At 73.8% G+C, this 25,861-nt stretch carries 20 protein-coding genes; 9 read left to right on the top strand and 11 right to left on the bottom strand.

The window, feature by feature from the left end; translation table 11 throughout:
- Positions 1 to 8: 8 nt before the first annotated feature.
- A complete protein-coding gene (locus AB0B58_RS00260; protein WP_360214907.1) occupies positions 9 to 2,333 on the bottom strand; it encodes a bifunctional diguanylate cyclase/phosphodiesterase in 2,325 nt (774 codons plus the stop codon).
- A 179-nt stretch (positions 2,334 to 2,512) separates the two neighbouring features.
- On the opposite strand from AB0B58_RS00260, the gene AB0B58_RS00255 reads away from it, so the two are divergent.
- Together AB0B58_RS00255 and AB0B58_RS00250 are read left to right on the top strand one after the other, a co-directional pair.
- Entirely contained in the window at positions 2,513 to 4,858 is a 2,346-nt protein-coding gene (locus AB0B58_RS00255) for a histidine kinase (protein WP_360214904.1), read from the top strand.
- Complete coding sequence (locus AB0B58_RS00250; RefSeq protein ID WP_360214901.1) at positions 4,858 to 5,505, top strand: response regulator transcription factor; 648 nt, start codon at positions 4,858 to 4,860, stop codon at positions 5,503 to 5,505. The genes AB0B58_RS00255 and AB0B58_RS00250 overlap by 1 nt, the downstream gene beginning before the upstream one ends.
- Here the strand turns inward: AB0B58_RS00250 and pgm are convergent.
- Complete coding sequence (gene pgm / locus AB0B58_RS00245) at positions 5,495 to 7,138, bottom strand: phosphoglucomutase (alpha-D-glucose-1,6-bisphosphate-dependent) (protein WP_360214898.1); 1,644 nt, start codon at positions 7,136 to 7,138, stop codon at positions 5,495 to 5,497. The two genes, AB0B58_RS00250 and pgm, sit on opposite strands and share 11 nt — an antisense overlap.
- 159 nt (positions 7,139 to 7,297) lie before the next feature.
- Between pgm and AB0B58_RS00240 the strand changes: the two genes are divergently transcribed.
- The 3 genes from AB0B58_RS00240 to yaaA are packed head-to-tail and all read left to right on the top strand — an operon-like array spanning position 7,298 to position 10,147.
- Positions 7,298 to 8,944 (top strand): copper resistance protein CopC, encoded by a 1,647-nt coding sequence (locus AB0B58_RS00240; RefSeq protein ID WP_360214895.1) that lies wholly within the window; start codon positions 7,298 to 7,300, stop codon positions 8,942 to 8,944.
- A 42-nt stretch (positions 8,945 to 8,986) separates the two neighbouring features.
- Positions 8,987 to 9,331, top strand: a complete 345-nt coding sequence (locus AB0B58_RS00235) for an STAS domain-containing protein (RefSeq protein WP_360214892.1) — start codon at positions 8,987 to 8,989, stop codon at positions 9,329 to 9,331.
- A gap of 9 nt (positions 9,332 to 9,340) precedes the next feature.
- On the top strand, positions 9,341 to 10,147 hold the full coding sequence (gene yaaA, locus AB0B58_RS00230; protein WP_360214889.1) for a peroxide stress protein YaaA: 807 nt from the start codon (positions 9,341 to 9,343) through the stop codon (positions 10,145 to 10,147).
- 5 nt (positions 10,148 to 10,152) lie between these two features.
- On the opposite strand, the gene AB0B58_RS00225 is transcribed toward yaaA, so the two are convergent.
- On the bottom strand, positions 10,153 to 10,749 hold the full coding sequence (locus AB0B58_RS00225; RefSeq protein ID WP_360214886.1) for an FKBP-type peptidyl-prolyl cis-trans isomerase: 597 nt from the start codon (positions 10,747 to 10,749) through the stop codon (positions 10,153 to 10,155).
- Positions 10,750 to 11,108: 359 nt separating this feature from the next.
- On the opposite strand from AB0B58_RS00225, the gene AB0B58_RS00220 reads away from it, so the two are divergent.
- Together AB0B58_RS00220 and AB0B58_RS00215 are read left to right on the top strand one after the other, a co-directional pair.
- Positions 11,109 to 12,032: a hypothetical protein gene (locus tag AB0B58_RS00220; RefSeq protein ID WP_360214883.1), complete on the top strand. Its 924-nt coding sequence runs from the start codon at positions 11,109 to 11,111 to the stop codon at positions 12,030 to 12,032.
- Positions 12,033 to 12,178: 146 nt separating this feature from the next.
- The gene (locus tag AB0B58_RS00215) at positions 12,179 to 13,669 is read left to right on the top strand and encodes an SDR family NAD(P)-dependent oxidoreductase (RefSeq protein WP_360214880.1); all 1,491 of its coding nucleotides are present in this window, start codon (positions 12,179 to 12,181) and stop codon (positions 13,667 to 13,669) included.
- A 282-nt stretch (positions 13,670 to 13,951) separates the two neighbouring features.
- On the opposite strand, the gene AB0B58_RS00210 is transcribed toward AB0B58_RS00215, so the two are convergent.
- From AB0B58_RS00210 to AB0B58_RS00180, 7 genes are all read right to left on the bottom strand, one after another.
- Positions 13,952 to 14,899, bottom strand: a complete 948-nt coding sequence (locus tag AB0B58_RS00210; RefSeq protein ID WP_360214877.1) for a hypothetical protein — start codon at positions 14,897 to 14,899, stop codon at positions 13,952 to 13,954.
- Between the two features lie 118 nt (positions 14,900 to 15,017).
- Positions 15,018 to 17,996, bottom strand: coding sequence for a DEAD/DEAH box helicase (locus tag AB0B58_RS00205; RefSeq protein WP_360214874.1), 2,979 nt, complete (start codon positions 17,994 to 17,996; stop codon positions 15,018 to 15,020).
- Entirely contained in the window at positions 17,993 to 18,433 is a 441-nt protein-coding gene (locus AB0B58_RS00200; protein ID WP_360214871.1) for a DUF5990 family protein, read from the bottom strand. Before AB0B58_RS00200 ends, AB0B58_RS00205 begins: the two co-directional genes overlap by 4 nt.
- Before the next feature lie 51 nt (positions 18,434 to 18,484).
- Positions 18,485 to 19,750: a cytochrome P450 gene (locus tag AB0B58_RS00195; RefSeq protein ID WP_360214868.1), complete on the bottom strand. Its 1,266-nt coding sequence runs from the start codon at positions 19,748 to 19,750 to the stop codon at positions 18,485 to 18,487.
- Positions 19,743 to 20,978: a hypothetical protein gene (locus tag AB0B58_RS00190; protein WP_360214865.1), complete on the bottom strand. Its 1,236-nt coding sequence runs from the start codon at positions 20,976 to 20,978 to the stop codon at positions 19,743 to 19,745. The genes AB0B58_RS00195 and AB0B58_RS00190 overlap by 8 nt, the downstream gene beginning before the upstream one ends.
- Positions 20,979 to 20,990: 12 nt before the next feature.
- Positions 20,991 to 22,016, bottom strand: coding sequence for an alpha/beta hydrolase-fold protein (locus AB0B58_RS00185; RefSeq protein WP_360214861.1), 1,026 nt, complete (start codon positions 22,014 to 22,016; stop codon positions 20,991 to 20,993).
- 41 nt (positions 22,017 to 22,057) lie between these two features.
- Positions 22,058 to 22,393 carry an STAS domain-containing protein gene (locus AB0B58_RS00180; protein WP_360214858.1) on the bottom strand — a complete coding sequence of 112 codons (336 nt, stop codon included), beginning with the start codon at positions 22,391 to 22,393 and terminating at the stop codon, positions 22,058 to 22,060.
- 263 nt (positions 22,394 to 22,656) lie between these two features.
- Here AB0B58_RS00180 and AB0B58_RS00175 point away from each other — a divergent pair, with 263 nt between their 5' ends.
- Positions 22,657 to 24,123, top strand: a complete 1,467-nt coding sequence (locus AB0B58_RS00175; protein WP_360214855.1) for an amino acid permease — start codon at positions 22,657 to 22,659, stop codon at positions 24,121 to 24,123.
- Positions 24,120 to 24,989 carry a universal stress protein gene (locus AB0B58_RS00170; RefSeq protein WP_360214852.1) on the top strand — a complete coding sequence of 290 codons (870 nt, stop codon included), beginning with the start codon at positions 24,120 to 24,122 and terminating at the stop codon, positions 24,987 to 24,989. The genes AB0B58_RS00175 and AB0B58_RS00170 overlap by 4 nt, the downstream gene beginning before the upstream one ends.
- A 665-nt stretch (positions 24,990 to 25,654) precedes the next feature.
- On the opposite strand, the gene AB0B58_RS00165 is transcribed toward AB0B58_RS00170, so the two are convergent.
- Positions 25,655 to 25,861 (bottom strand): hypothetical protein (locus AB0B58_RS00165; RefSeq protein WP_360214849.1); only part of this gene is annotated, 207 nt, incomplete at its 5' end.

The raw sequence follows: 25,861 nt of genomic DNA, 5'->3' as shown, positions 1-25,861 counted from the left end.
CCGGGCCGTCACGCGGTGGTGACCGCCCGGGCGGTCCGCACCATCATGGCGGCCATCTCGTCCGGGGGCAGCGGCCTGGCCATGTGGTAGCCCTGGCCCAGCCGGTAGCCCATGGCGCGCAGCCGCTCCATCTGCGCGGCCGTCTCGATGCCCTCGGCGACGGCGTACAGGTCCAGGTACTCGGCGAGCTGGGCGACCGCCGCGGCCACCGCCAGCCGGCCGCGGTCCTCGCCGTCGCAGATGCCGTCGACGAACGACTTGTCCAGCTTCAGCACGTCGACCGGGAACGCCCGCAGCAGGCTCAGGCTCGACTGGCCCGTGCCGAAGTCGTCCAGCGCCAGGCGTACGCCCATCTCGTGCAGCGCCTGGAGGGTCTCGCGGACCTGCCGCCCGTCGAGCACCGAGGACTCGGTGACCTCGAGGACCAGGTTCGCCGGCATCAGCCTGGTGTCGCTGAGCACCGCCGCGACCTCGTCCACGAAGCCGGCCTCGCGCAGCTGGCGGGCGGCCACGTTCACGTTGATCGACTGGATCGAGGCGGCGCCGTACTCGCCGTGCCACTCCGCGAGCTGCTCCAGCGCCTCACGCAGGACCCAGGAGCCCAGCGGCACGATCAGGCCGGAGCGCTCGGCGACCGGGATGAAGTCGCCGGGCGGCACGTTGCCGCGGACCGGGTGCCGCCAGCGGACCAGCGCCTCCGCGCCGGCGATCCGGCCGGTGACGATGTCGAAGACCGGCTGGTACTGCAGGTACAGCTCGTGCCGGATGATCGCGTTGTGCAGCTCGCTGCCGAGGCGGGCGTGGTTCACGACCTCGTTGCGCATCCGCGGCTCGAACCGGGCCCAGGACGCCTTGCCGGCGGCCTTCGCCGCGTACATGGCGATGTCCGCGTTGCGCAGCACCTCGTCGGCGCTGTCGCCGGGGCCGGCCAGGGCCACACCCATGCTGGCGTGCGCGAGGAGCTGGTGCTCGCCGACCTTGAACGGCACCGCCAGCGCGGCCAGGATGCGGGCGGCGGCCTCCTCGGCCTGCGCGGCCTCGTCCACGTCGAGCAGCACGGCGAACTCGTCGCCGCCGAGCCGCGACGGCAGGTAGCTGACCGTGCTGTGGTTGCGCAGCCGCTGGGCGACCTCGAAGAGCAGCTGGTCGCCGACGGCGTGACCCATCGTGTCGTTGACCATCTTGAAGTCGTCGATGTCGATAAGCAGCACGCTCGCGGGCCGGTGCGCGTCGAGGCGCTCGGCCAGCACGGTGCCGAAGCGGGCCCGGTTGGCCAGCCCGGTGAGGGGGTCGTGCATCGCCAGGTGCTCCAGCTCGGCCTGCTGGCGGCGGACGCCGACCAGCAGCCGGTCGTTGTCGCGCAGGCCGAGCAGCTGGCGGGCGGCGACGAACGCCGCGATCAGGACGGCGCCGATGATGACGACCCGCTGGTGCGAGCCGAGCTGGCGGGCCGCCTCGTTGATCACCAGTGCCGCGGTGGCGATGACCGCAACCAGCGGCAGCGCGTTCAGGAGGCTGCGGGTCGCCCGCGCGGCCGGCGCGCCCGCGGGCCGTGCCAGCACGAGCTGCTGCCGGTACGCGGCCAGCGCCATCGCCGCGCCCACGACGGGCAGGCCGAGCACCGAGATGACCAGCCGCCCGGTGTCCCCGCCGGCGATGAGCAGGACGGTGGTGGCGACCGCGACGAGCGGCGGCACGGCCAGGATCCGCAGCGACAGCGAGTCGACGGCGCTGACCGGGCTCATCGCCGCCCGGCCGATGACGATCAGGGAGATCAGGGCGCCGACGCCGACGACGGCGGCGCCGATGCGGGTGACCGCGGTGAGGGAATCGTCGGCGAAGCCGAGAACGACGTACCAGTAGACCAGGCCGCCGCCGACGGCGACGGTCGCGCCGTCGAGGATCAGCTGCGTCCAGCGCAGCCCGGACCGCCGTTCGATCGGCAGCCGCAGGAAGGCGAGCATCGACATGGCGACGCCGAGCAGGACCGGCGCGGCCGTGTACGGCGTCATGCCGCGGTCGTTGTTGGCGAGGGCGAGGGCGCTGACGGAGCCGATCCCGATGCAGACGGCCGAGTGCGACAGGAGCCGCCAGAAGGCGCGGATGGGGCGCGCGACGACGATCAGCGAGCCGATCCGCCGGCACGCGACGAACGCCGCAAGCATGGCCACCGGCCCACCGGCGAACCCGGGCATTACCGAGCCGCCGTCCCGCACCACCAGCCAGCCGACCACGCCGGCCACCGCCAGCAGCGCCGCCGCGACGCTAAGGAGGCCGGGACGGGCACGCCTCGGCGCCCGCCTGCGGCCCACCCGTCTGTCGGCTGCCCTCATCGCTGCGCTCGGCTCCCCGTGCTGTGGCTGGTTGTGGCGCAGTACCAGTCGGCGAACGGGAATGGAAGCTGAGTGTTCCGTCACCCTGGCGGGAGCCCGTCCATTCCCTTGGATATAGGTGCCGGTCGGCCCGCGGGCCGACGCGGAATCCGGCCGCGGGCCTCTAGGGTCGACGTGTCATGAATCGCATCCGGGTCTGGCTCCTGCCGCTCGCCCTCGCCGCCGCGCAGCTCGCGATCTGGCCCGGCGCCGCCGGCCCTGCCTCCGGCGCCGCCGTCGCGACGGGCGTGGCGGTCACGCTCGTCGTGGCGGTCGCGCTGCTGTGGCGGCGCTCGGCGCCCCTGCCGGTGCTGTGCGTCGTGGTGGTGGCCATGACCGTCGGCGAGTTCGGCGTGCCCGCCGACGTGCTCGCCCTGATCGGCATCGCGGACCTGATCGTGCTCTACAACATCGCGGTGTGGCGCGGGCAGCGGCTCACGCTGTGCGCCGCGGCCGGCACGGTGGCCTGGCAGTGCGCGCTGATCGCGACCCGCCCGCCGGACCCCGACGTGGGCTATCCGCTCGACGTCGCCGTCACGCTCGTCGTGTACGCGACCGTGGTGGCCTTCGGCCGGGCACGCAACCGGTGGCACCGGGAGCGGGCGGGCGCGGCGGCCCGGCTGGCCGAGGCCGAGGACCGCCGGGCCCGGGCCGCCGACACCGAGCGGCACCGGCTGGCCCGCGAGCTGCACGACGTCACCGCCCACCATCTGACCTCGATCGTCGTCATCGCGTCGGCGGCGCAGCGGCTCGGCGGCGCCCGGCCGGAACTGGTCGCCGAGGCGCGCGACTTCGCGGCCCGGACCGGCCGCGACACCCTGGCGGCGCTGCACCGGCTGGTCGACCTGCTGCGGCTGCCCGACGAGCGCCCCGGCCCGGCGGCGCAGCGCCTGGCCGAGCTGGCGGAGGGCTTCCGGCTCCTCGGCCAGCCGGTGACGGTCCAGGCCGAGCCCGGCGACCTGCCGGGCCCGGCGGCGGAGGCGGCCGTCGGCATCGCCCGGGAGGCGCTGACCAACACCCTGCGGTACGCGCCCGGCAGCGCGGTCCGGATCCGGCTGGTGGCCGTGGACGGCGGCACGGAGCTGACGGTCGACGACGACGGCGCCCGGGCACCGGGCGTGACCGGCGTCGGCTCCGGGCGCGGCATCGCCGGCATGCGGGAACGGGCCGCGGCGCTCGGCGGCACCCTTGCGGCCGGGCCGCGGCCCGCGGGCGGCTGGCGGGTCCGGCTCGTCCTGCCGCCGGCGAGCGCCGCCCCGCCCGTCGCCGGGGCCCGGTGGCGCCCCGGCGCCGAGCGGGTCATCGACCTGATGCTGCTCCTGCTGGCGATGCTGCTGCCCTTAGGCGTGCTGCTCGCCGCGGACGACGACCCCGCCGTGTCCCGGGCCCCGGTCGCGCTGCTGCTGATCGTCGTGCTCGGCTCCTCGGTACCGATCGCCTGGCGCCGGAGTCACCCTTGGGTCGTGCTGGCCGCCGTCACCGCGGCCGCGTGGGCGTGGCCGCTGCTGATCGTCGCCGGCCTGGTGCCGCACTCGCTCGGCTGGGTGATCCTGACCTGCGTGGTCGCCGAGATCATCGCCGTGTACGCGGTGGCCCGCTACGCCCGCTCCCCCGGTCTCAGCGCGCTCTCGATACCGGCCGCGCTCACGGTGGCGTTGCTGGCCGCCGCCGCCCTGGTGGTCCTGGATCCGTCGCTGCGGGACGACGAGGTCCCGCCCGAGGTCGAGCTGCTCTTCATTTCGCTGGCCGTCGGCATCCCGCTCGGCGTGCCGGTCGTCGGCGCCTGGGTGACCGGGTACCTGGTCGGCCGCCGGCACGGCCGCATCCTGGCCGAGGAGCACGACGCGGTCGCCGCCGCGACCGCGCAGGCGCTCGCCGCGGCCGCCAGCGAACGGGTCCGGGTGGCCGCCGGGCTGCGCGCCGCCGTCCTGCGCGACACCGCCCGGGTGGCGACCGCCGCCGACGAGGGCGACCTGGATCAGGTGCTGTCCGCGGCGCGGGCGGCGCTAGGCGCGATGCGCGGGCTGCTCAGCGGCCTGCGCGATGACCCGGACGCGAGCCGCGACCCGCGGGACCGCGACCCGCAGCCGACCGTCGCGGCCCTGCCCGGCCTGGCCGAGCGGTGGCGCGCGGGCGGCCGGGAGGTGGACCTCGACCTGCGCGAGCCGGGGCGCAGGCTGCCGCCGGAGGTGGATCTGTCCGCGTTCCGGGTGGTGGAGTTGCTGCTCGCCGGTGACACCGGGCCGGTGAGCGTGCGGGCCGACCTGACCGGGGATCCGCTGCGCATCGCCGTGCGGCCGATGCCCGCGGACCCGGGCGGCGAGGTCGCCGCGGGGCTCCGCGCCCGCCTGGCCGCGGTGGGTGGAACGATGGAAACCGCCGCGGACGGCGGGCCGGAGATCCTGCTGCCGGCGCCGACGAATCCGGACGGGAACCGCCCGGATCAGTCCCAGAACGAGGAGGTGGCGTCATCGCCGTCCGGGTGATGGTCGTGGACGACCAGTTGATGATCCGCGCCGGGATCTCCGCGATCGTCGACGCGGAGGACGACCTCGAGGTCGTCGGGGAGGCCGCCGACGGGCAGGCCGCGCTCGACCTCGCGGCGCGGGTACGGCCCGACGTGGTGCTGATGGACGTCCGCATGCCCGGCATGGACGGCCTGACCGCCACCGCGCTGCTGACGGCCGCCGCACCGCGGACGAAGGTCCTGGTCCTGACGACCTTCCACCAGGACCGGTACGTCTACGAGGCGCTGAAGGCCGGAGCCGCCGGCTTCGTGCTCAAGGACGTGCTCCCCGCCGACCTGCTCACCGCCATCCGGGTGGTCGCCGACGGCGAGGCCATGCTCAGCCCCGCGGTGACCCGGCGGCTCATCGACCAGTTCGCCGCCGGCGGGCTGACCGGACCGGCCGAGCCCGGACCGCGGCTGGCCGGGCTGACCCCGCGCGAACGCGAGGTGCTGCTCGCCATCGCCTCCGGGCAGTCCAACGCCGAGATCGGCGCCGCGCTCGGCATCACCACGGGCACGGTGAAGGTGCACGTGAACGCGCTGCTCGCCAAGCTCGGCGTCCGCGACCGGGTGCAGGCGACGATCGCCGCCTACGACCTCGGCCTGGTCCGGCCTAACCCTTGAGTGCCGCCGAGACGACGGCCCGGGCCTCCTCCTGGATCCGGGCCAGGTGCTCCGGTCCCTTGAACGACTCCGCGTAGATCTTGTAGACGTCCTCGGTGCCGGACGGGCGGGCCGCGAACCAGCCCGATTCGGTCGTCACCTTGAGTCCGCCGATCGCCGCGCCGTTGCCCGGCGCGCTGGTCAGCACGGCGGTGATCGCCTCGCCGTCCAGCTCCTTCGCGGTCACCTGCGACGGCGAGAGCCGGGCCAGGATCGCCTTCTCCTCGCGCGTCGCCGGTGCGTCGATGCGGGCGTACGCGGGGTCGCCGAACTTCGCCGTCAGGTCCCGGTAGTGCTCGCTCGGGGTGCGGCCGGTGGCGGCCAGGATCTCGGCGGCGAGCAGGTCCAGCAGGATGCCGTCCTTGTCGGTGCTCCACACGCCGCCGTCGCGGCGCAGGAACGACGCGCCGGCGCTCTCCTCGCCGCCGAAGCCGATCGAGCCGTCGAGCAGGCCCGGCACGAACCACTTGAAGCCCACCGGCACCTCGTCGAGCGCGCGGCCCAGGTCGGCGGCGACCCGGTCGATCATCGAGGACGAGACAAGCGTCTTGCCGATGGCCGCGCCCGACGGCCAGTCCGTGCGTACCTGGAAGAGGTAGGAGATCGCCACCGCCAGGTAGTGGTTCGGGTTCATCAGGCCGCCGTCCGGGGTGACGATGCCGTGCCGGTCGGCGTCGGCGTCGTTGCCGGTGGCGAGCTGGAAGCGGTCCTTCTGCGAGATCAGCGACGCCATCGCGTACGGCGACGAGCAGTCCATCCGGATCTTGCCGTCCCAGTCCAGCGTCATGAAGCCGAACGTCGGGTCGACGTCCGGGTTGACCACGGTCAGGTCCAGCCCGTACCGGGAGCCGATCTCGCCCCAGTAGGCGACGCTGGCGCCGCCGAGGGGGTCCGCACCGATCCGGATCCCGGCGTCGCGGACCGCCTCCATGTCGATGACCGAGTCCAGGTCACCGACGTAGGAGTCGAGGAAGTCGTAGCCGGTGACCAGGGACGAGGCGCGGGCCCGCGCGGCCGTCACCCGGCGGACGTCCTTGAGGCCACCCGCGATCAGCGCGTTCGCCCGGTCCTGGATCCACCTGGTGGCGTCGGTGTCGGCCGGGCCGCCGTTCGGCGGGTTGTACTTGAAGCCGCCATCGTCCGGCGGGTTGTGCGACGGGGTGACCACGACGCCGTCCGCCAGTCCGGCGGTGCGGCCCCGGTTGTGCGCGAGGATCGCGTGCGAGAGCGCGGGCGTCGGGGTGTAGCCGTCGCGGCTGTCGATCAGCACCGCCACGTCGTTCGCGGCGAAGACCTCGAGGGCGGAGATCATCGCCGGCTCGCTCAGCGCGTGGGTGTCGCGGCCGAGGAAGAGCGGCCCCTCGGTGCCCTGCGCCTTGCGGTACTCGACGATGGCCTGGCTGGTGGCGACGATGTGGTCCTCGTTGAACGCCGTCCGCAGGCTGGAACCGCGGTGCCCGGAGGTGCCGAAGGCCACGCTCTGCTCGGCGACCGCGGGGTCCGGGTGCCCGGTGTAGTAGCTGAGGACCACCCGGGGGACGTCGATGGTGTCGCGGGAGTCGGCGGGGGTGCCGGCGCGTGGATGCACGGACATCGGGGGGCCTCCTTGAGGGCGTGGACCTGCCCGGGATCGTATCGTCGTGGCTTACCCGGCACCGCGGACCGGTAAGCCGCCGCGCGCGGATTGAACCTTTCCGGCCGGGGATCCGAACTACTGACCGTGACAGGGGCTGCAGCGGCCGGGGGGCCGCGGATGGTGCGCGTGCTGATCATGCTCGTGATCGGCCTCGGCGTGCTGCTCGTTCCCGCCGCTCCGGCCGCGGCGCACGCGGCGATGCTGACCGCGACGCCCGAGCCCGGCAGCGTCGTCGCCACCGCGCCGGACGAGATCGTCGTGACCTTCACCGAGGGCATCACGCCGGTCGCGGACCGCACCCAGGTGCTGGCGCCGGACGGCAAGCGGATCACCGGAGAGGTCACCGCCGACGGGCGGACGCTGCGGATCCGGGTCCGCCGCGCGGACCGGCCGCTCGGCACCTACCTGGTCAGCTACCGGATCATCTCGGCCGACAGCCACCCGGTCGGCGGCGCGCTGACCTTCTCGGTCGGCGCGCCCTCGGCGCGACCGCCGGAGGGCGACCCGGGCGCGGTGCACGGCTCGGTCACGGCCGCGGTCCCCGCGTTCAAGTTCCTCGGGTACGCCGGGCTGACGCTGATCGTCGGCCCCGCCCTGCTGCTGGCGCTGCTCTGGCCCCGGCGGTTGTCCCGGCGCGGGCCGATCCTGCTGGTCCGCGCCGGCCTGGCCGCCACCGCGGCGGCGACGCTCGGCGCGCTCTGGACGCAGGCCCCGTACAGCAGCGGCGCGCCGCTGTGGGACGTCTCCGTCACCGAACTCGCCGACGTGCTGGCCGGCCCGTTCGGCCTCACGCTCCTCGGCCGCCTCGCGGCGCTCGCCGTGGTCGCCGCCCTGCTGCCGCCGGTGCTGCGCGGCGCCGGCGGTAGGTGGCGCGGCCTCGCCGTCCTCGGTGCCGGCGCGGCCGGGCTCGCCACCTGGCCGCTGACCGGGCACGCCGCCGAGGCGCCGCTGACCGGCGCGATCGTCGCCGCGGACGTGGTGCACATGGCCGCGATGGCGGTCTGGCTCGGCGGGCTCGTCACGCTGAGCGTGTTCCTGCTGCGCCGGGCCCACCCGCGGGTGCTCGGGGTGATCCTGCCGGTCTGGTCGCGCTGGGCGGCGCTGGCCGTGGTGTGGCTGGTCGGCGCGGGCGTGGTGCAGGCGGTGGTCCAGGTCGGCCCGGCCGGCGCGCTGCTAAGCACGGCGTACGGGCGCCTGCTGCTGGCCAAGGTCGCGATCCTGGCCGTGGTGCTGACCGCGGCCGCGTTCGCCCGGCGGCTCGTGCACCGCGGGAGCGCGGGTGCGACCGGCCCGGCCCGGCTGCGCCGCACGGTCGGGATCGAGATCGCCGCGACCGTGGTCGTGCTCGCTCTGAGCGCCGTGCTGGTGCAGGTCACGCCGGCCCGCAGCGCCGCGAACGAGCGGGCCGCCGACACCGGCAAGGGCGTCTCGCAGACCCTCACCTCGGACCTGTTCACGCTCCAGTTCTACGTGTACCCGGTCGAGCTCGGCGAGAACAACACCGTGCACGGCTTCACCTACACGCCGGAGGGCAAGCCGCTGCCGGCCGCGGAGTGGACCGTGACGAACCGGCTGACCGGCCACGACCTGGAGCCGGTCTCGGCGCCGATGCTGCCGCTGACGCCGCGCAACGACGCCGTCGGCGCGCTCACCTTCCCGCTGCCGGGCACCTACGAGCTGAGCTTCACCGTACGGGTCAGCGAGATCGACCAGGCCACGGTCAAGACGACGATCAAGGTGCCGCAGGTTCGGACGGCGCCCTGACGGGGCAGAAGGAGTGCCTGTCGCGTCTCAGGAGGCCCCGCCATGCACGTGTCCGTGATCGGCAACCCCGGCGACACCGTGGTGGTAACCGTCCGCGGCGACCTCGACCTGGATTCCGCCACCGTCCTCGGCACCACGCTCGACCGGGTCCTCGACCAGCCGGCGCCGCGGGTCGTCGTCGACGTGTCCGGCGTCGCCTTCTGCGACTCCACCGGCCTGAGCTCCTTCGTGCTCGGCCACCACCGGGCGCGTGCCGCCGGCGGGTGGCTGCGGGTGGCCGCGCCCAGCGCGTGGCTGCTCGGCCTGCTGGAGACGGTCGGCCTCACGCCACACGTCGAGATCTATCCCAGCGTGGCCGACGCGCTCGCCACCGACCGGGACTTGTAACCTCGCGGCGTGCTCATCCTGCTGCCGCCGTCCGAGGGAAAGACCGCACCCGCCGCCGGGGAACGGGCCGACCCCGCAGACCTCTGGCTGCCCCGGCTCGCGCCGGCCCGGCGCCGGATCCTCGCCCGGCTCGTCGCGCTCACCAGGCGCACCAGCGCGCGCGGCGTCGCCGACTCGCTCGCGATCCTCGGCCTCAGCGCCGGGCAGCACGGTGAGATCGCCCGCAACGCCGGCCTGGTGACCGCGCCCGCCGCGCCCGCCGCGCAGGTGTACACCGGCGTGCTCTACGAGGCGCTGGACACCGCCGGCCTCGCCGCCGGCGCGCGCGCCTGGGTGGACGAGCGGGCCGTCGTGTTCTCCGGGCTGTGGGGCGTGCTGCGGCTCACCGACCGGATCCCCGCGTACCGCTGCTCCGTCGGCGTGACCCTGCCGGTCGTCGGCGGGCTCACCGCGTACTGGAAGAAGGCGCTGAGCCCCGCGCTGGACCGCGCGGCCGCCGACGGCCCGGTCCTCGACCTGCGCTCGGGCGCCTACGCGGCGATGTGGGCGCCCTCGGGCGCGCTCGCCGGGCGCACCGTGGCCCTGCGGGTGCTGCACGAGCGGATCGTCGACGGCGAGCCGCGCCGCTCGGTGGTGAGCCACTTCAACAAGGCCACCAAGGGCCGGCTGGTGCGGGCCCTCGCCGAGGCGGACGCGGCGCCCGCCTCGGTGGACGACCTGCTGAGCGTGCTGCGCGAGCTGAAGTACACCGTCGAGGAGCGGCCCGCCGCGGCGGGCCGTCCCCGGCAGGTGGACGTGATCGTGCGGGAGCTCTAGCGGCGTTACTGCGCCGCGAGGATGTCGATGACGAAGCGCAGGTCGCCGCTCGGCCGGCCGCCCTCGGCCTGCTCGCCGTAGGCCTTTTCGGCCGGGATGTCGAGCATGACCCGGCTGCCGACGGGCACGCCGACGAGGCCCTCGTCCCAGCCCTTGATGAGCTGGCCGACGCCGACCGGGAACTGGACCGGCTGGCCGTTCTTCCAGGACGAGTCGAACTCCTTGCCGTCGGTGTAGGTTACGCCGACGTAGTTGACGGTGACGGTCTGCCCGGCCACCAGCTTCGGGCCCTTGCCCTCCACCAGCGTGGTGACCTTCAGCTCCTTCACGTCGCCCTTGCCGGCCTCGACCACCGGCGGCTTCAGCAGCGCCGGGTCCGGCGCCGCCTGCGCCGGCGCGGCCTGGCTCGGCGCGGGCTCGGCGGGCGTCTGCTCCGCCGGCTGGGTGGCCGCGGGGGTGGGTGCCGCGGTGGGCTCGTCGTCGTCCGACAACTGGATGCCGACAAAGACGGCCACCAGTACGAGGATCACCGCCACACCCGCAACGGCGCCGGTGATGGCCTGACCCCGACGGCTGCTGGCGGTCTTGTCCTGGGCGCTCATCTGATCTGGACTCTCCTGTCGAACTGGGCTCACTGGAAGACTTCGGACACCGTACTCGCCGTTAACGCCCAGGCCGGGGCGAACCTCCGCCGAACCGCCGAGGCAGGTGATCAACCGGATGGTCGGTAACTCAATTCGCTCTTCTCCGTAACTCGGGGAAGGTGAGACGGTATAGCTCCCCACAGGCACCTGGGCGGATGCTCCCGCCCCGCACCGACTCAGATCAGCACAGCACTCGGGACAACCCGCCCGGCCGCCACCGGCGGTCGGCGCGCGCCCCGCGAACGACCGGGGAGGGTCGGTTGCCGGACGACGACCGTACGACAGGTCGCCAGCCAGGGTCGGGTCGCCCGTTCGGTGTGGGCCAGCAACGGCCCCACCCGGCGACCCCGCGCTCCGGCTACGGCTACCGCACCGCAGGCCGCCGCGGCGCCATCGTGCCGCCCCAGCTGCTGGACGACCGGCAGCGCCGGCTCAGCGAGTTCCTGATGCCCGCCGCGGTGATCCTCGCCGGGGTGCTCATCGTGGTCGCCTTCGGCTTCATCGTCAGCCGGGCGGTCCGCAACGACGACAAGCAGGCGATCCCGCCGGCGCAGCCGCCGGCGCTGGGCGACGTCCCGCTCAACCCTGGCAACCAGTTCCCGATCCCGCTGCCGAGCGCCTCCGACCTGCCGAGCCCGACCTCGGCCCCGCGCACGACGCCGCCGACGCGCTCCAAGACGCCCCCGCCCGACCAGGGTTCGATCAAGGTGGCCCGCGCGGGCGTGCCGTCCCGGGTCGACCTGTCCGCCGAGGGCACCCGCGACTGGGTGCACTGGGGCGAGCAGAGCACGTTCTCGCTGGAGCGCCGCGCGGACGGCGACTTCGCCATCCTCGAGGGGCCGCCGACCGCGCCGCGCTTCCGGCACGGCTTCAGCCGGCAGCTGTTCAGCTGGGAGGGCGGCTCGCCGGTCGACGACTCGGACGGCACCCCGACCGGCATCCGGACCTGCGGCAGGGGCAACGGTTTCACCATCTCCGCGCCGGCGACCACGTCGAACCGGACCCTGCGGCTCTACGTCGGCGCGCTGGCCGGCCGCGGCAGGCTCACCGCGAGGCTGTCGACCGGCAGCGCCTCGGCGAGCGGCACGTTCGAATCACGCGGCAACAGCCTGGACACCGCGGTATTCGTGATCACATACCGGGCGCCGAAGAACGGCCGGCTCAACCTGAGCTGGACCACCGACGCCGCCTTCAACGAGGACTGCGGCGGCGTCGCGCTCGAGGCGGCCACGCTGCGCTGAGCGGGCCGCCCGGCTCCCGTCCACTGGTCGTTATGGCCTTCTTGCGGCTATCGTGGCCCACCGGGCAGCACGGATCCGTCGTGCGCCCGGCGCAGTCAGTACAGTGCCCCCGGGAAGAGTTGGGGTTCTACCGGGACGGGATGAGCATGACCGCGACAGTTGACGAGTGCGCCGCGCCGGACGGCCACACCGAGGCCGCGCCGCCGGACGTGAACCACGAGGCCAGCATCGATCCCGAGCGGCTCGCCCTCTGCCTCGCCGTCATCGCCGAGGCCGAGGAGCTCGACCCCGAGCACCCGGACGCCGTCGCCGTACGGCGGGCGACCGCCGGCCTATTCAAGACGGTGAAGCTGCGCCGCCGCAAGGACCGCCGCGACGCCATCCTCGCGAACGACCGCGCGGTGACCGCCGCGACCGCGACCGGGGCGCCCAGCCGGATCGACGACGAGACCGCGGGCATCCCGCTCGAGACCGCGACGACGGCGCCGACCGCCGGCATCCTCAGGCAGCCGCGCGGCTGCTACATCTGCAAGCAGCGCTACGTGCAGGTCGACGCGTTCTACCACCAGCTCTGCCCGCCGTGCGCGGCGAAGAACCACAGCCACCGCGACGCCCGTACCGACCTGACCGGGCGGCACGCGCTGCTCACCGGCGGCCGCGCGAAGATCGGCATGTACATCGCGCTGCGGCTGCTGCGCGACGGCGCGCACACCACGATCACCACGCGGTTCCCGAACGACGCCGTGCGGCGCTTCGCCGCGATGCCGGACAGCGCGGACTGGCTGCACCGGCTGCGCGTCGTCGGCATCGACCTGCGCGATCCCGCGCAGGTGGTCGCCCTGGCCGACTCGGTCGCGGCCCGCGGCCCGCTGGACATCCTGATCAACAACGCGGCCCAGACGGTGCGGCGCTCGCCCGGCTCCTACTCGGCGCTGGTCGCGGCGGAGTCGGCGCCGCTGCCGGACGGGCCCCTTCCGGAGCTGGAGTACCTCGGCGGGCACGCCTCACCGGCGCATCCGGCGGCCCTGACGGACGGCTCGTCGTTCAGCCCGCACGCGCTGACGGCGCTGGCGTTGACCGGCGGCTCGGCGACCCCGGAGCGGATCGCGGCACTGACCGCGATCGACGCCGGCGGCCTGGTGCCGGACCTGGCACCGACCAACAGCTGGAGCGACCGCGTGCACGAGGTCGACGCCCTGGAACTGCTCGAGGTGCAGCTCTGCAACGTGACGGCCCCGTTCGTCCTGGTCAGCAGGCTCCGCGCGGCGATGACGGCGTCTCCGCACCCGCGCCGCTACGTGGTGAACGTGTCCGCGATGGAGGGTGTGTTCGCCCGCGGCTACAAGGGCGCCGGGCACCCGCACACGAACATGGCGAAGGCGGCCCTGAACATGCTGACGCGCACCAGCGCCGACGACCTGTTCGGCGACGGCATCCTGATGACCAGCGTGGACACCGGCTGGATCACCGACGAGCGCCCGCACCCGACGAAGATGCGGCTGGCGGAGGAGGGCTTCCACGCCCCGCTGGACCTGGTCGACGGCGCCGCCCGGGTGTACGACCCGATCGTCCGCGGCGAGCAGGGCGAGGACCTGTACGGCATCTTCCTGAAGGACTACGCGCCGATCGCCTGGTGAGGCCCCGGCTCCGGCCCACCCAGGCACTTCCCGCCGCCGCGATCGAGCCGGGCCTACAGCGCGACCCGCGCCACCCCTACTCCCACAGGCGGTGAGCGACGCCAAGATTCGTCTTGAGCTGCCGCTTGTCCGACCATTTCCAGCCGCCTGGAAAATCTCGGAGAACGACCGGCCTGGACGATTCGTCCCCCGAAGCAGCCCTTGCGAAAACCGGGGCGGGTCCGGGCGCTCGACGGTTCGCGTCCCGCGGAAATGTAGGACGGCCGGGCACCCCGCGCGAGCTCAGCTGTGCGGGGGAAGGGCGCGGTAGGCCGGGCGCAAGGCTTCGATCAGTGGAATCCCGCTCGCTCGCAGCGGCGGTGGGTCGAACTGATCGAGCAGCAGGTCCGGACGGCCCGAATCGGCCGTCGGCGCGGCGACCTCCACCCATCCCGCGGCCACCGACGTCGACGCATCCCGCTCGGACCCGATCCGACCCGCTCCAGCCGCACCAGAGCCGGACGCACCCGAGCCGGCCGCACCCGAGCCAGGTCCGCCAGACCCGGCCCGCCGGCCGGTCCGGGCCGCGCCAGAGCCGACCGCGTCAGAGACAGGCCCTGCCGGCGGTGACTGCGCCCGGCCGGAGGCCCAGGATGCCGACAGCGCCGCGGCGGGCCGGGCGGCGGCCGGGCCGCCCCAGAAGTCGGCGAGGTCGCCGAGGTCGCCGTCCGCGGGCGCCCGCTCGGCCTCCGGCGGCGGCGCGTGTGCCGTGGCGCCACGCAGCCGGCTGAGTCGGGTGAGCAGTTCGTCGCGCGAGCGCCCGCGCCAGGCGAAGACCCCGAACGGGTCCGTCTCGAAGGACGACGCAAGCGCGTAGCACGTCGCCGCGAGGTGGATGCAGGGCATCGGCCAGCGTTCGCAGGTGCAGTCCATCGCCACCTCGTCGAGTGACAGCGGCAGCAGCGTCACCCCGGCCCGGGTGAACACGGTCTCGATGTCCTCCGGCATGCGGCCCGCCAGCAGGTCGGCCACGTAGCGGGCCTGCGCCGCCAGGTCGTCCTCGACGCGGGACCACTCGGCCGCACCGAACGCGCGCACCGCGATCCGGGACCGGAACGCCGCCGGGTCGTCCGGCCCCCTGACCTGCGCCGTCACCAGGCTGCTCGAGATGGTCAGGTGGCGCACGTGCCCGGCCCGGGCGTCGCGGCGGCCGCGGGCGAAGGTCGGCGCCATCCGCAGCGACTCGAACATGGCGATGAACGGCGCCGAAGGTGAGCCTTTCCCAACGTGGCCGGGGCGGCCGGTCCCGGCGGCGGTCAACGGCTCGGACGCCTCCGGCCCGAGGCCAGGTTGAAGATTGCTCCTTCTGTCAGTCAACGACGGCCTCCGGTTCCAGGGCCAGCAGGGACCGCAGGTCGTCGGTGCTCAGGCCGGTCAGCCAGCCCTCGCCGTTGCCGACCACCCGCTCGGCCAGCACGCCCTTGTCAGCGATCAGGCGGTCGATGCGTTCCTCCAGCGTGCCGAGGCAGACGAGGGTGTGCACCTGGACGTCGCGGTCCTGTCCGATGCGGAACGCCCGGTCGGTCGCCTGGGTCTCGGTCGCCGGGTTCCACCAGCGGTCGACGTGCACGACGTGGTTGGCCGCGGTCAGGTTCAGTCCGGTGCCGCCGGCCTTGAGCGACAGCACGAAGATGCCCGGCCGGCGGTCCGCCTGGAACGCCGCGACCATCTCGTCGCGGGCCCGGCGCGGCGTCCCGCCGTGCAGATAGCGGACCTCGACACCGAAACGGGCCGCGAGGTGCGGCACCAGCATCGAGCCGAAGCGGGCGAACTGGGTGAAGCACAGCACGCTCTCACCCTCGGCGAGGGCGGCGTCGAGGATCTCCTCCAGCCGCTCGAGCTTGCCGGAGCGGCCGGGCAGCGGCGAACCGTCGCCGAGCAGCTGGGCCGGGTGGTTGCAGACCTGCTTGAGCTTGGTCATCGCGGACAGCACGATGCCCTTGCGGCGGATCTCGGTCTCGTCCGCGAGCCGGTCGGTCATCTCGTTGAGCACGGCCTGGTAGAGCGTGGCCTGCTCGGCGGTGAGCCCGCACAGGTGCCGGGTGTGCCGCTTGTCGGGCAGGTCGTCGATCACCGCGGGGTCGGCCTTGACCCGGCGCAGCATGAACGGCCGGGTGGCGCGGCGCAGCCGGGCGGCGGCGTCCTCGTCTGCGTACCGCTCGATCGGGACCGCGTACCGGGCGCGGAACGAGTGCGCGCTGCCGAGCAGGCCGGGATTGAGGAAGTCCAGGATGGACCAGAGCTCGGCCAGGCGGTTCTCGACCGGGGTTCCGGTGAGTGCGACGCGGTGCCGGGCGTCGAGGCGGCGCACGGCCCGGGCGGCGCCGCTCGCGCTGTTCTTGATGTGCTGCGCCTCGTCGAGGACCACCCGGTCCCAGGGCACGGCGGCCAGGGCGTCGACGTCGCGGGTGGCCGTCGCGTACGTGGTCAGCAGCACGTCCGCGCCGTCGAGCAGGTGGGCGGGGTCGGGCCGGTCACTGCCGTGCAGCACGCGCACCCGCAGCCCCGGCGCGAACCGGGCCGCCTCGCGCACCCAGTTGCCCAGCACCGACAGCGGACAGATCAGCAGGGTCGGCCCGCGGCCGCGGTGCAGGAGCAGCGCGAGCAGCTGGACGGTCTTGCCGAGGCCCATGTCGTCGGCGAGGCAGGCGCCGACACCCAGATCGTCGAGGAAGGCCAGCCAGGAGAAACCCCTTCGCTGGTACGGCCGCAGCTCCCCGACCAGGCCGCCGGGCGCGTCGAGCAGCTCGAGCCGCTCGCCGAGGCGCCCGGCGAGCAGGTCGGCGAGCCAGCCCTTGCCGTCGACAGCCGTCACCGGCAGCGGCAGCTCCTCGGGCGGCAGCAGCCGGATCATCCGCAGCGCGTCCCCGGCGGTCATGGTGCCGCCGCCGCGCCGCAGGAACTCGAGCCCGGCCCGCAGGCGCGCGGCGTCCAGGTAGACCCACCGCCCGCGGAGCCGCACCAGCGGCACCTTCACCCGCGCCAGCTCGGCGAGCTCCTCCTCGGTCAGGGCGCGACCGCCCAGCGCGAGGCCCCAGTTGTAGCCGACGATGGTCGCCAGGTCGGCGGCCTCGTCGCGCAGGACCGGCGCGGCCTCGTCGCGGGCGCGGACCTCCAGAGCTAGGCCGAGGCTCTGCGGCTCCCGCCACCACGCCGGCAGCAGGACGCCGTAGCCGGCCTGCTCGAGCAGCGTCGCGTGGAGCAGGAAGCGGTAGGCACCCTCGGTGTCGAGGACCAGCTCGGCGGGGCGGGCGTCGCGCAGCGCGGCGTCGAGGTCGCCGTAGAGCCGGGCGGCCCGGCCGAGCCCGGCGATGAGCCGCTCGTGCGGATGGTGGGTCCAGCGCCGCAGCGGAGCGCCGCGGTCGCGCCACACCTCGGCGGCGGTGACGAGCAGGCTGGGCTCGTCGACCGGCTGCAGCAGGAACTCGAGCAGCCACGCGTCGCCGTCCCCGGCCGGCTCGGGCACGCCGGTGGCGTCGGGCTCGTCGGGCTCGAGCTCGGGCAGGAACGTGAGCCGGAAGCAGACGCGCACGGCGGCGCCGCCGGTGGCCTCGGCGTGCCAGGCGTCCAGGGCGTCGGTGAGGCTGTCGAGCTCGCCCTGCGGCGGCGCGGCGAACTCCGGCTCCCCGCTCAGGGCGGCGAGCCAGGCTGCGCCGCCGAGGTCGACGCGGGCCTCGGCGAGCCGGGTGCGGACCAGGCCGTCGACGAGCCGGTGCAGCGCGGCGTGCAGGGCGTCGGCGGCGGGCAGCCCGTCGACGTCGCCGGGGCGGGCCCGCTCGGCGCGGCAGGCGGGCGGCATGCGGTGCAGCAGGTCGGCGTGGCGTGCCGCGTCGGCGCCGGTCAGCACCGGTCGCCACACCGCCCGGGGCCGGTGCCCGCCCGCGTGCACTCCGGGCAGCACCCGGCCGCGCGCGACGAGGTCGGCCGCGAACGCGCTGACCTCGGCCAGGTAGGCCAGCGAGGGCGCGGTGCGCGCGCCGTATTCGTCCGCGAGGTCGTCGGTGACGAACGCGACGGCGGTGGCCGGCACCCGCCACGGGCGCAGCCGGGGGCGTCCCCGGCGCGGCGGCAGCCCGAGCTGCGGGGACGGCAGCGGCCCGGCCGAGGTGGAGGGCAGCAGCAGGGTCGCCGCCCGGGACGCGCCGGGCAGCGCCCGGGCGCAGCCGTGCTCGGGCGCGGCGCCGCGCGCACCGCGGGCCGCCGGGCTTCCGCCGCCGGCCTCGTCCGTCTCGGCCCAGACGGCCAGGGTGCCGTCGCGCGCGATGAGGCCGTGCGCCACCACCGTCACGTGAGCTGCCAGACGATGTCCGGCGGCCGGACCCGGGCGCAGCGCGGCCCGCCCCGGTCGTCGGTGAGACCGAGCCGGCCGACCAGCACCCCGCCGTCGTGCGCACCGCGCAGCATCTCGGCCGGTATGTCCCCGAAGAGCAGCTTGGCCCGCCGGAACATCGCGAACGTCTCGCCGTCGACCGCGCCCCAGCTCAGGTAGAGGAAGCGGGCGCCGGGCCGGCCGTGCACAAATGGCCCGCCGACGTCGAGCAGCCCGTCGACCTCGCGGCTGGTCACCTCGAAATCCCAGGTGGCGCCGGCGGCACCGGCCGGAACCCGGTCGATCACCTCGGCCCTGCGCTGGACGCCGACGTGCACATTGCCGCGGCGCAGCGCGTCGGCCTCGGCGCCGGGGCGCTGACCGGGCAGGTCGCTGCCCTCGATCCGGATGTGCACGTCCTGAACTCTAGGCCTGCCCACCGACACTTCCGCCGCGGCCGCCGCCGGTCAGACCACGGACAGCCGCCGGGTGGCGGTACGCACCGGGAAGCGGATCGGGCCGCGCACGATGCTGGACGCGCGGCGCCGCAGCGGCCCGGCCCGGCGCAGGTCCGGCATCCGTTCCGCCAGCCGCTGCAGGGCGACCGTCGCCTCGAGCCGGGCCAGCGGCTGGCCGATGCAGTAGTGGATGCCGCTGGAGAAGGCCAGGTGGTCGGCGGGTGAATCACGGCCGATGTCGAAGGTTCCCGGATCGGGGAACGCCTCCGGGTCGCGGTTCGCCGCGCCGATCAGCGTCACCACGAACTGCCCCCGGCGGACGAGGTTGCCGTCCAGGTCGACGTCCTTGAGGGCGCAGCGGGCCGTGCGCTGCACCGGCGGGTCGTACCGCAGCGTCTCCTCGACCACGGCCGGGGCCAGACCCGCCGGATCCGCGACCAGCGCCGCCCACTGCTCCGGGTGGTCGAGCAGCGCGTTCACCGCGTTGCCGATCAGGTTGACCGTCGTCTCGAAGCCCGCCACCAGCAGCAGATTGCACATCGGGACCATCTCGTGCGGCCGGATCTGGTCGCCCTCGGCCGCCACGATCCGGCTGACCAGGTCGTCCGCGGGCTCCCGGCGGCGCAGCACGAACAGCTCCTCGAAGAGCTCCCGCAACGCCCGGTTGGCCGCCTGGAGCCGGGACGCGTGCGCCAGCGACCGGACGCCGTCGAGGGCGCTGCCGATGACCGTGCCGTAGCGGGCGAAACGCTCGGCGTCGGCGTCCGGGACGCCGAGCAGGTCGGTGATGACCCCGATCGGCAGCGGCGCCGCGAGCGCCGGCACGAGGTCGAACTCCCCGGCCGCGAGCGCGGCGTCCAGCAGGTCGTCGACCGTGCGCTCGATCCGCGGGCGGTAGCCGGCCATCTGTTTCGGGCTGAACGCCGGCTGCGCCAGCCGGCGCAGCCGGGTGTGGTCGGGCGGATCCCGGTCCAGGAACGACATGTCGAACTCGTCGGAGGCCGCCGGCGGTCCCGCCGGTTCCGCGACGCGTACGCCGAAGCGCCGGTCCCGCAGCACGGTGCTGCAGACGTGGTGGCTGGTCGTCACCCAGTTGCCGAGGCGGGTGGGCCCGAGGCGGGGCATACCGCGGTAGATCGCGTACGGGTTGTCGCGGCCGGGCCGCAGGTGCAGCAGCGACATCGGGTCGCGGCGCACGTAGCCGTGGTACAGGAACTCGAGCCGGCGCCCGTACAGCGCGGCGGCGAACCTGGCGGCGCGTCCGAGGTCAGCCATGGTCGCGCAGCCAGGCGTCGATCAGACCGTTGAAGTGCCCGAGGAAGCGCTCGTGCTCGTGCGGCGGGTATGTCGCCCGGACGGTCTCGCGCAGCAGGGAGCGGAACTCCTCGGAGCCGATCCAGTCGGCGACCACCTCGTCGACGTGCCGCAGGTGCTTGGCGCAGAACTCCTCGTAGCGTTCGATCTCGAAGTAGTCGTCGGCGAGGCGGCGGTAGCCCGCCAGCTTCTCGGCGTACGAGAGCGACGGGTCGTCGGCGATCGCGAAGTACCCGGACGTGTCGGTGTCCAGCCGCGGCCGGCGGCCCGTGACCACGCAGTAGAGGGTCCAGCGCAGCAGGGCCGACATCGCCCACGGGAAGTAGTAGTGCAGCGAGGTCACCGCCACGTCGGGGCAGGCGTTCGCGTAGTCGATGGGGTGCACGTCGGTGCCGCGGACCAGCGTCTCGCAGCTGTTGAACTCCCACCGGAAGAACGCGTTGACCACCCGCGAGATGGTCACCACCTCGTCGCCGGCCTCCGGGGTGAGGAAGTCGTGCTCCACCGCGTACCGCTGGTGCATGGGCAGTTCGGGGCGGAACCGCATCACCATCGTCTCGGGGCCGATGGTCAGCGACCGGGCGAAGACGTCGTAGTCCTCGACGGCCGCCTGCAGGTGCATGAGCCGCTCCCCCGACGCGTCGTACGCCGCGTGCAGCTCGGTCACGTTGCGGATCTTGGAGACGCCTACCCAGGCCCCGCCGTCGTACGGCTTCATGTACATCGGGTAGCCGACGGACTCGGCCAGCGCCTCGAGGTCGAAGGGCTGGTTGTAGCGCCCCGACGTGTACGCGTACCGGGAGTTGTCCAAAGGGTTCTTGAACGGCACCAGCACGGTCTCCGGCACCTTGAGCCCGAGCCGCATCATCGCGCAGTACGCGGCGTGTTTCTCCATGGCCTGGAAGGTGAACGGACTGTTCAGCAGGTACACGTCGTCCATCAGCGCGATCTTCTTGAGCCACTCGCGCGGGTGGTAGTACCAGTAGGCGAGCCGGTCGATGACCAGGTCGTGGCGCGGCGAGTCGCGCAGGTTGAACGGCTCGATGGTGACCCGCACGCTGCGGGTGCGGTGCGTGCGGCCCTGGTCGTCGGTGATCGCGCCGATCCGGCGCAGCATCGCCTCGTACGCCCGTGGCCAGTCGTCCTCGGTGCCCAGCAGCAGTCCGATGGTGTGTTCGACGTCGGCCATTGGCGCCTCCCGCTAGATGAACACCTTCTGCAACAACCTGGTCAGGTCCGGATCGAGGGCGTCGCGCCAACCGGTCCAGTTGTGCGCGTCGGGAACCTCGCTGAAGCTGACGGCGTACCCCTGCCGGCCCAGCACCGCGGCCATGTCGCGATTGTTCGCCAGGTTCTCCTCGACCGCACCACAGGTGATCGCCGTGGGGACACCGGCGTCGAAGGTCACGGCGCGCCGGACCCGGCCGGTGAACCGGACGATGCGCAGGTAGCGCCGGAACCCGGACTCCTGCCGGTCGAAGCGGGGCTGGAAGAAGCTGCCCGACTGCAGGAACAGCCCGGCGAAGCGCTCCGGGTGGCGGCGCTGCGCGTGCAGCATCGCCAGCGCGCCGAGGCTGGCGCCGGCGCCGACAACGGGCCGGTCGGTGCCGAGCTCCGCGGCGAGCTTCGGCAGGACGTCGTGCGCCAGCGCCCGGGCGTACGCCGGGCTGGCCGAATACCACTCGAAGCGCTCGCCGGGCGGCAGCAGCACGAGGTGGTACGGCGGGACCCGCCCCGCACCGATCATGGCGCCGGTGTAGCGGCCCAGTTCGCCGTACCGGAGGAAGTCGGGCCCGTCGTGCGCGACCAGGACCCGGTCCGTGCGGGTGTCCGGCGACCAGATCCGGGCGACCATCTCGCCGCGGACGGCCGGCAGCGGCAGGTAGACCTCGCGCCACCGGCCGGCGGCCTGCGGCAGGTGCAACCAGTCGGGCTCGCGGTAGTCGGTGCACCAGAGCACGGAGGCGTCGCCGCTGCGGCGCGGGTTGTCGGGGTCGCAGACGACCTCGCTGGTGCCGCCCGGGTGGCCGAGCTCCAGGTGGTATTCGATGCGCCGCACGGGCGGCCGCGGCAGCCGCAGCTCCCAGCTGCGCCGCTCGGCGTCGTAGGTGAAGTCGCCGGTGCCGGCCGCCGATCTCAGCCGCACGGACTTCAGCCGGTGCTCGTGATCATGGAGTCGAAAGCAGATCTCGGCGCTCGCGCACCACGCCCCGACCGCCGGTTCCATGACGGCACCATAACCGGCGCGGGGCCCGGTCGGCCAAGGGACTACGGGGTGTACGTCTGCGGACGGGGCGAGGCGGGCGGCAGCCCGAACATCTCGGCCAGGCCGGTGATCCGCAATTGCCGGTGCACGAACTCGCTCGGGTTACGCAGCACGAACCGGGTGCCGGTGTCGCGGGCGGCGTTGTAGCCGGACACCAGCGCGCCCACGCCCATCGAGTCCATGAAGGTGACGAAGGTCAGATCGACGATCATCATCAACGGGCGCTCCGCCTGCAGGGCGCTCAGCAGGGTCGTGCGCAGCGCGTCCACAGTCGCCGCGTCGAGGGAGCCCCGGACCTCGACCACCACCGCGCCGTCCGCCTGGCGCCGTGTGGTCATCACGGCCTCGCCCATGTACCCCGACCTCCGAACCCGGTTGCCCGTCGGCTCACGGTACAACGCCCGCCGGTGCCCCCGCAGGCTGCCCGGTGTTTCCGTGACCAGGGCGGACAGCGCGTCCGCCTCAGAGCGTCACGATAAAATCACGCACCGCGGGCATCAACAGCGACCACTGCGGGCAAGTTAGCCACATCGCGCCGATCATCCCGCGGTATCCGCGGTTCCGGGTGCGGCCGCCGACGCATGTAGAGGATGGGCTCAGCATGGTGACAGGATCGAACCAGCGCCCGGGAATCTTCGCGATCCGCGACGTGGGGTCACTGATCTCCGAGACGACCGAGGAGGGCCACGGGCTCCGGAAGGCCGTCGGCGCCACCCACCTGACCGCGATGGGCGTCGGCGCGATCATCGGCACCGGCATCTTCGTGGTGATCGGAGAGGGCGCCGCCGTGGCCGGCCCGGCGGTCATCCTCTCCTTCGTGCTGGCCGCGGTGGCCTGCGTGTTCTCCGCCCTCTCGTACGCCGAGCTGGCCTCGTCCATCCCGGTCTCCGGCAGCGCGTACACCTACACCTACGCCACGCTGGGCGAGATCGTGGCCTGGATCATCGGCTGGGACCTGATCCTCGAGTACGGCGTCTCGGTAGCCGCGATCGCGGTCGGCTGGGGCGGCAACCTCAACGCCTTCCTCGACGCCGCGTTCGGGGTGAGCCTGCCGGACGCCATCTCCAAGTCCCCCGAGGACGGGGGCGTCTTCAACCTGCCCGCCGTCTTCATCGTCCTGGCCATCACGTTGCTGCTGGTGCGGGGCGTCACCGAGAGCGCCCGGGTCAACCTGGTCATGGTCGGGGTCAAGCTGGCGGTGCTGCTGTTCTTCATCGTCGTGGCGTTCGTCAACTTCGGCACCGGCAACTTCCACCCGTTCGCGCCGTCCGGGGTCGACGGGGTCACCGCCGCCGCGGCGATCATCTTCTTCGCCTACATCGGCTTCGACGCCGTCTCCACCGGCAGCGAGGAGGCCCGCAACCCGGCCCGGGACCTGCCGCTGGCGATCATCGGCTCGCTGGTCATCTGCACGGTCTTCTACGTGCTGACCGCGGTCGGCGCGATCGGCATCGCCAGCCCGGCACAGCTGGAGGCGAGCGACGCGCCCCTGGCCGCGGCGCTCGACCAGGGCGCCGGCATGAGCTGGGCGGCCTCGATCCTGGCGCTCGGCGCGGTCGTGGCCATCACCAGCGTCGTCCTGGTCATCCTGTACGGCCAGACCCGCATCTTCTTCGCCATGTGCCGCGACGGCCTGCTCCCGGAGAAGCTGGCCACGGTCAACCAGCGGTACGGCACCCCGGCGCGGCTGACCGTCGGCCTGGGCGTGCTCATCTCGATCCTGGCGGCGCTGGTGCCGCTCTCCGAGATCGTCAAGCTCGTCAACATCGGCACGCTGTTCGCGTTCGTGCTGGTCAACATCGGTGTGATCATCCTGCGCCGGACCCGGCCCGAGATGCCCCGGCCGTACCGGGTGCCGTGGTCGCCGGTGCTGCCGATCCTCGGCGTGCTCTTCGCCGTCTACCTGATGTCGGACCTGCCGCTGAGCACCTGGATCCGCTTCGTGGTCTGGCTCGCCCTCGGCCTGGCCATCTACTTCCTGTACGGCTACCGCCACTCCCGGCTGCGCCGCCGCGCGACGGCACCGGGCGAAGGCACCCCGGACGCACCGGCCGGGGAGTCCCGGTGAACGCCCCGGTCATCGTCGGCGTCGACGGCGGCGAGCCCGGCGAGGACGCCCTGCTGCTGGGCCAGTGGACGGCGCAGACCCTGGAGGCCCCGCTGGTCGTCGCGGTCGTGCACCCGGCGTCCTCCGCCCTCGGCTCAGGCCGCGTCGACGCCGAGTGGGTGGCCGACCGGCACCGCGCGGCCACGGCGGTGCTCGACGGCGCCCGTACGGTGCTCGCCGGCGCAACCGGTGACATCACGTACCGGGTGGTCGCCTCCACCTCCGCCGCGCACGGCCTGCACGACCTGGCCGAGGAGCTGGCGGCGGAGGTGATCGTGGTGGGCTCCGGCCGGGCCGGCAGCCGGCACCGGCTCTTCGCGGGAAGCACCGCCGAGCGCCTGCTGGCCGGCAGCGTCTGCCCGATCGCGGTGGCACCGGCCGCGATGGAGACCCCGCCGGGCGCGCTGGGCCGCATCGGCGTCGCCTACGTGGACACCCCCGACGGCCGGGCCGCCCTGGCGGCGGCGGCCCGCCTGGCGACGCACACCGGCAGCCCGCTGCGGCTGTACACGGTGGTCGCGGACGCCGACGCCACCATGCCGTTCCTGGTCGGGCAGGACGCGGAACACGCCTTCCTGGAGACCGCCCGGGAAACCTACGAACTGGCCCTGAGCCGCGCCGCCGACTCGACCGGCTCCGTCGAAACCGACTGGAGGATCCTGATCGGCGACGTGGTCGAGTCCCTGGCCGACCTGGACGAGGTGGACGTCCTCTTCTGCGGCTCACGCGGCTACGGCCCCGCCCGACGCGTCCTCCTGGGCGGCGTCTCAACCCGCCTGATCCGCCGCGCCCGCCGCCCGGTGGTAATCGTCCCCCGCAGCGGCTGACCCCTCCGCACCACCCCTGCACGCCGCCCTCCGCACCACCCCTGCACGCCGCCCTCCGCACCACCCCTGCACGCCGCCCTCCGCACCACCCCTGCACGCCGCCCCGATCGAATATCCGCGGCGATGCTCCGCGTCTCGTGTCCGCGCCAGATGGACGCGGGCAGAAAGGGTCATCCGGTCCCGGCCGCGCGGAGCCGATTGACCTCGATAAACGCCGCCCGGTGGATGAACACCCCTCCTCGCTCAATGTGGACCGCAGGCCAGCGGTCGTACCGTTCCTCGCGACAGGCATGCCTCAGCGCGCCGCGGACAGCAGTGGCGCATCGCAGAGCGTCTGACCACCCTGATCTCCGACCAGGAGCCGCGGCTGCGCACGTCGCCACCCGGCCCGCTCACCCAAATTTGTCCTCGCGCATCGACAAGCCGATGCGAGTGCGCTCCGGGTTCGCCGATTCGCTTTCCCGAGGCTGTAGCAACCTCGGGGTAGTTTGCGCCCGCGCGGACACTTCGACTGATGCCGGAAATGAATTATCCTGCCATTTGGTCGTGTTCCTCGAAAGGAATTGCGATGCCGTTGAGTGCTTTCGGCGGAGCACGGACCGGCCCTGATAGGCGCTGTCGCCGACCGGGAACTTCCCGACACCGATGCAGCCCGCACCGAGGTTTCAGTGCGACCACCCGACGGTCGCCTGATCGTCAAACGCGGGCGACCGCGTCGTGCGCAGGTGAATTCCGTGACCCAAGACCGCAGCCAGTGTGCACCGGTGGATTTCGTGCGCCCAGGCCACCACCGGCATGCTTGGGCGGATTCCCTGCGCCCAGGCCGCAGCCAGCCAGCGCAAGTGGATTCCATGCGCCCAGGCCACCACCCG

The organism is Actinoplanes sp. NPDC049118, assembly GCF_040648555.1.
GTDB lineage: Bacteria > Actinomycetota > Actinomycetes > Mycobacteriales > Micromonosporaceae > Actinoplanes.
Note: the sequence above shows the minus strand (reverse complement) of the source record. Positions and strands in the feature narration are given on the sequence as shown.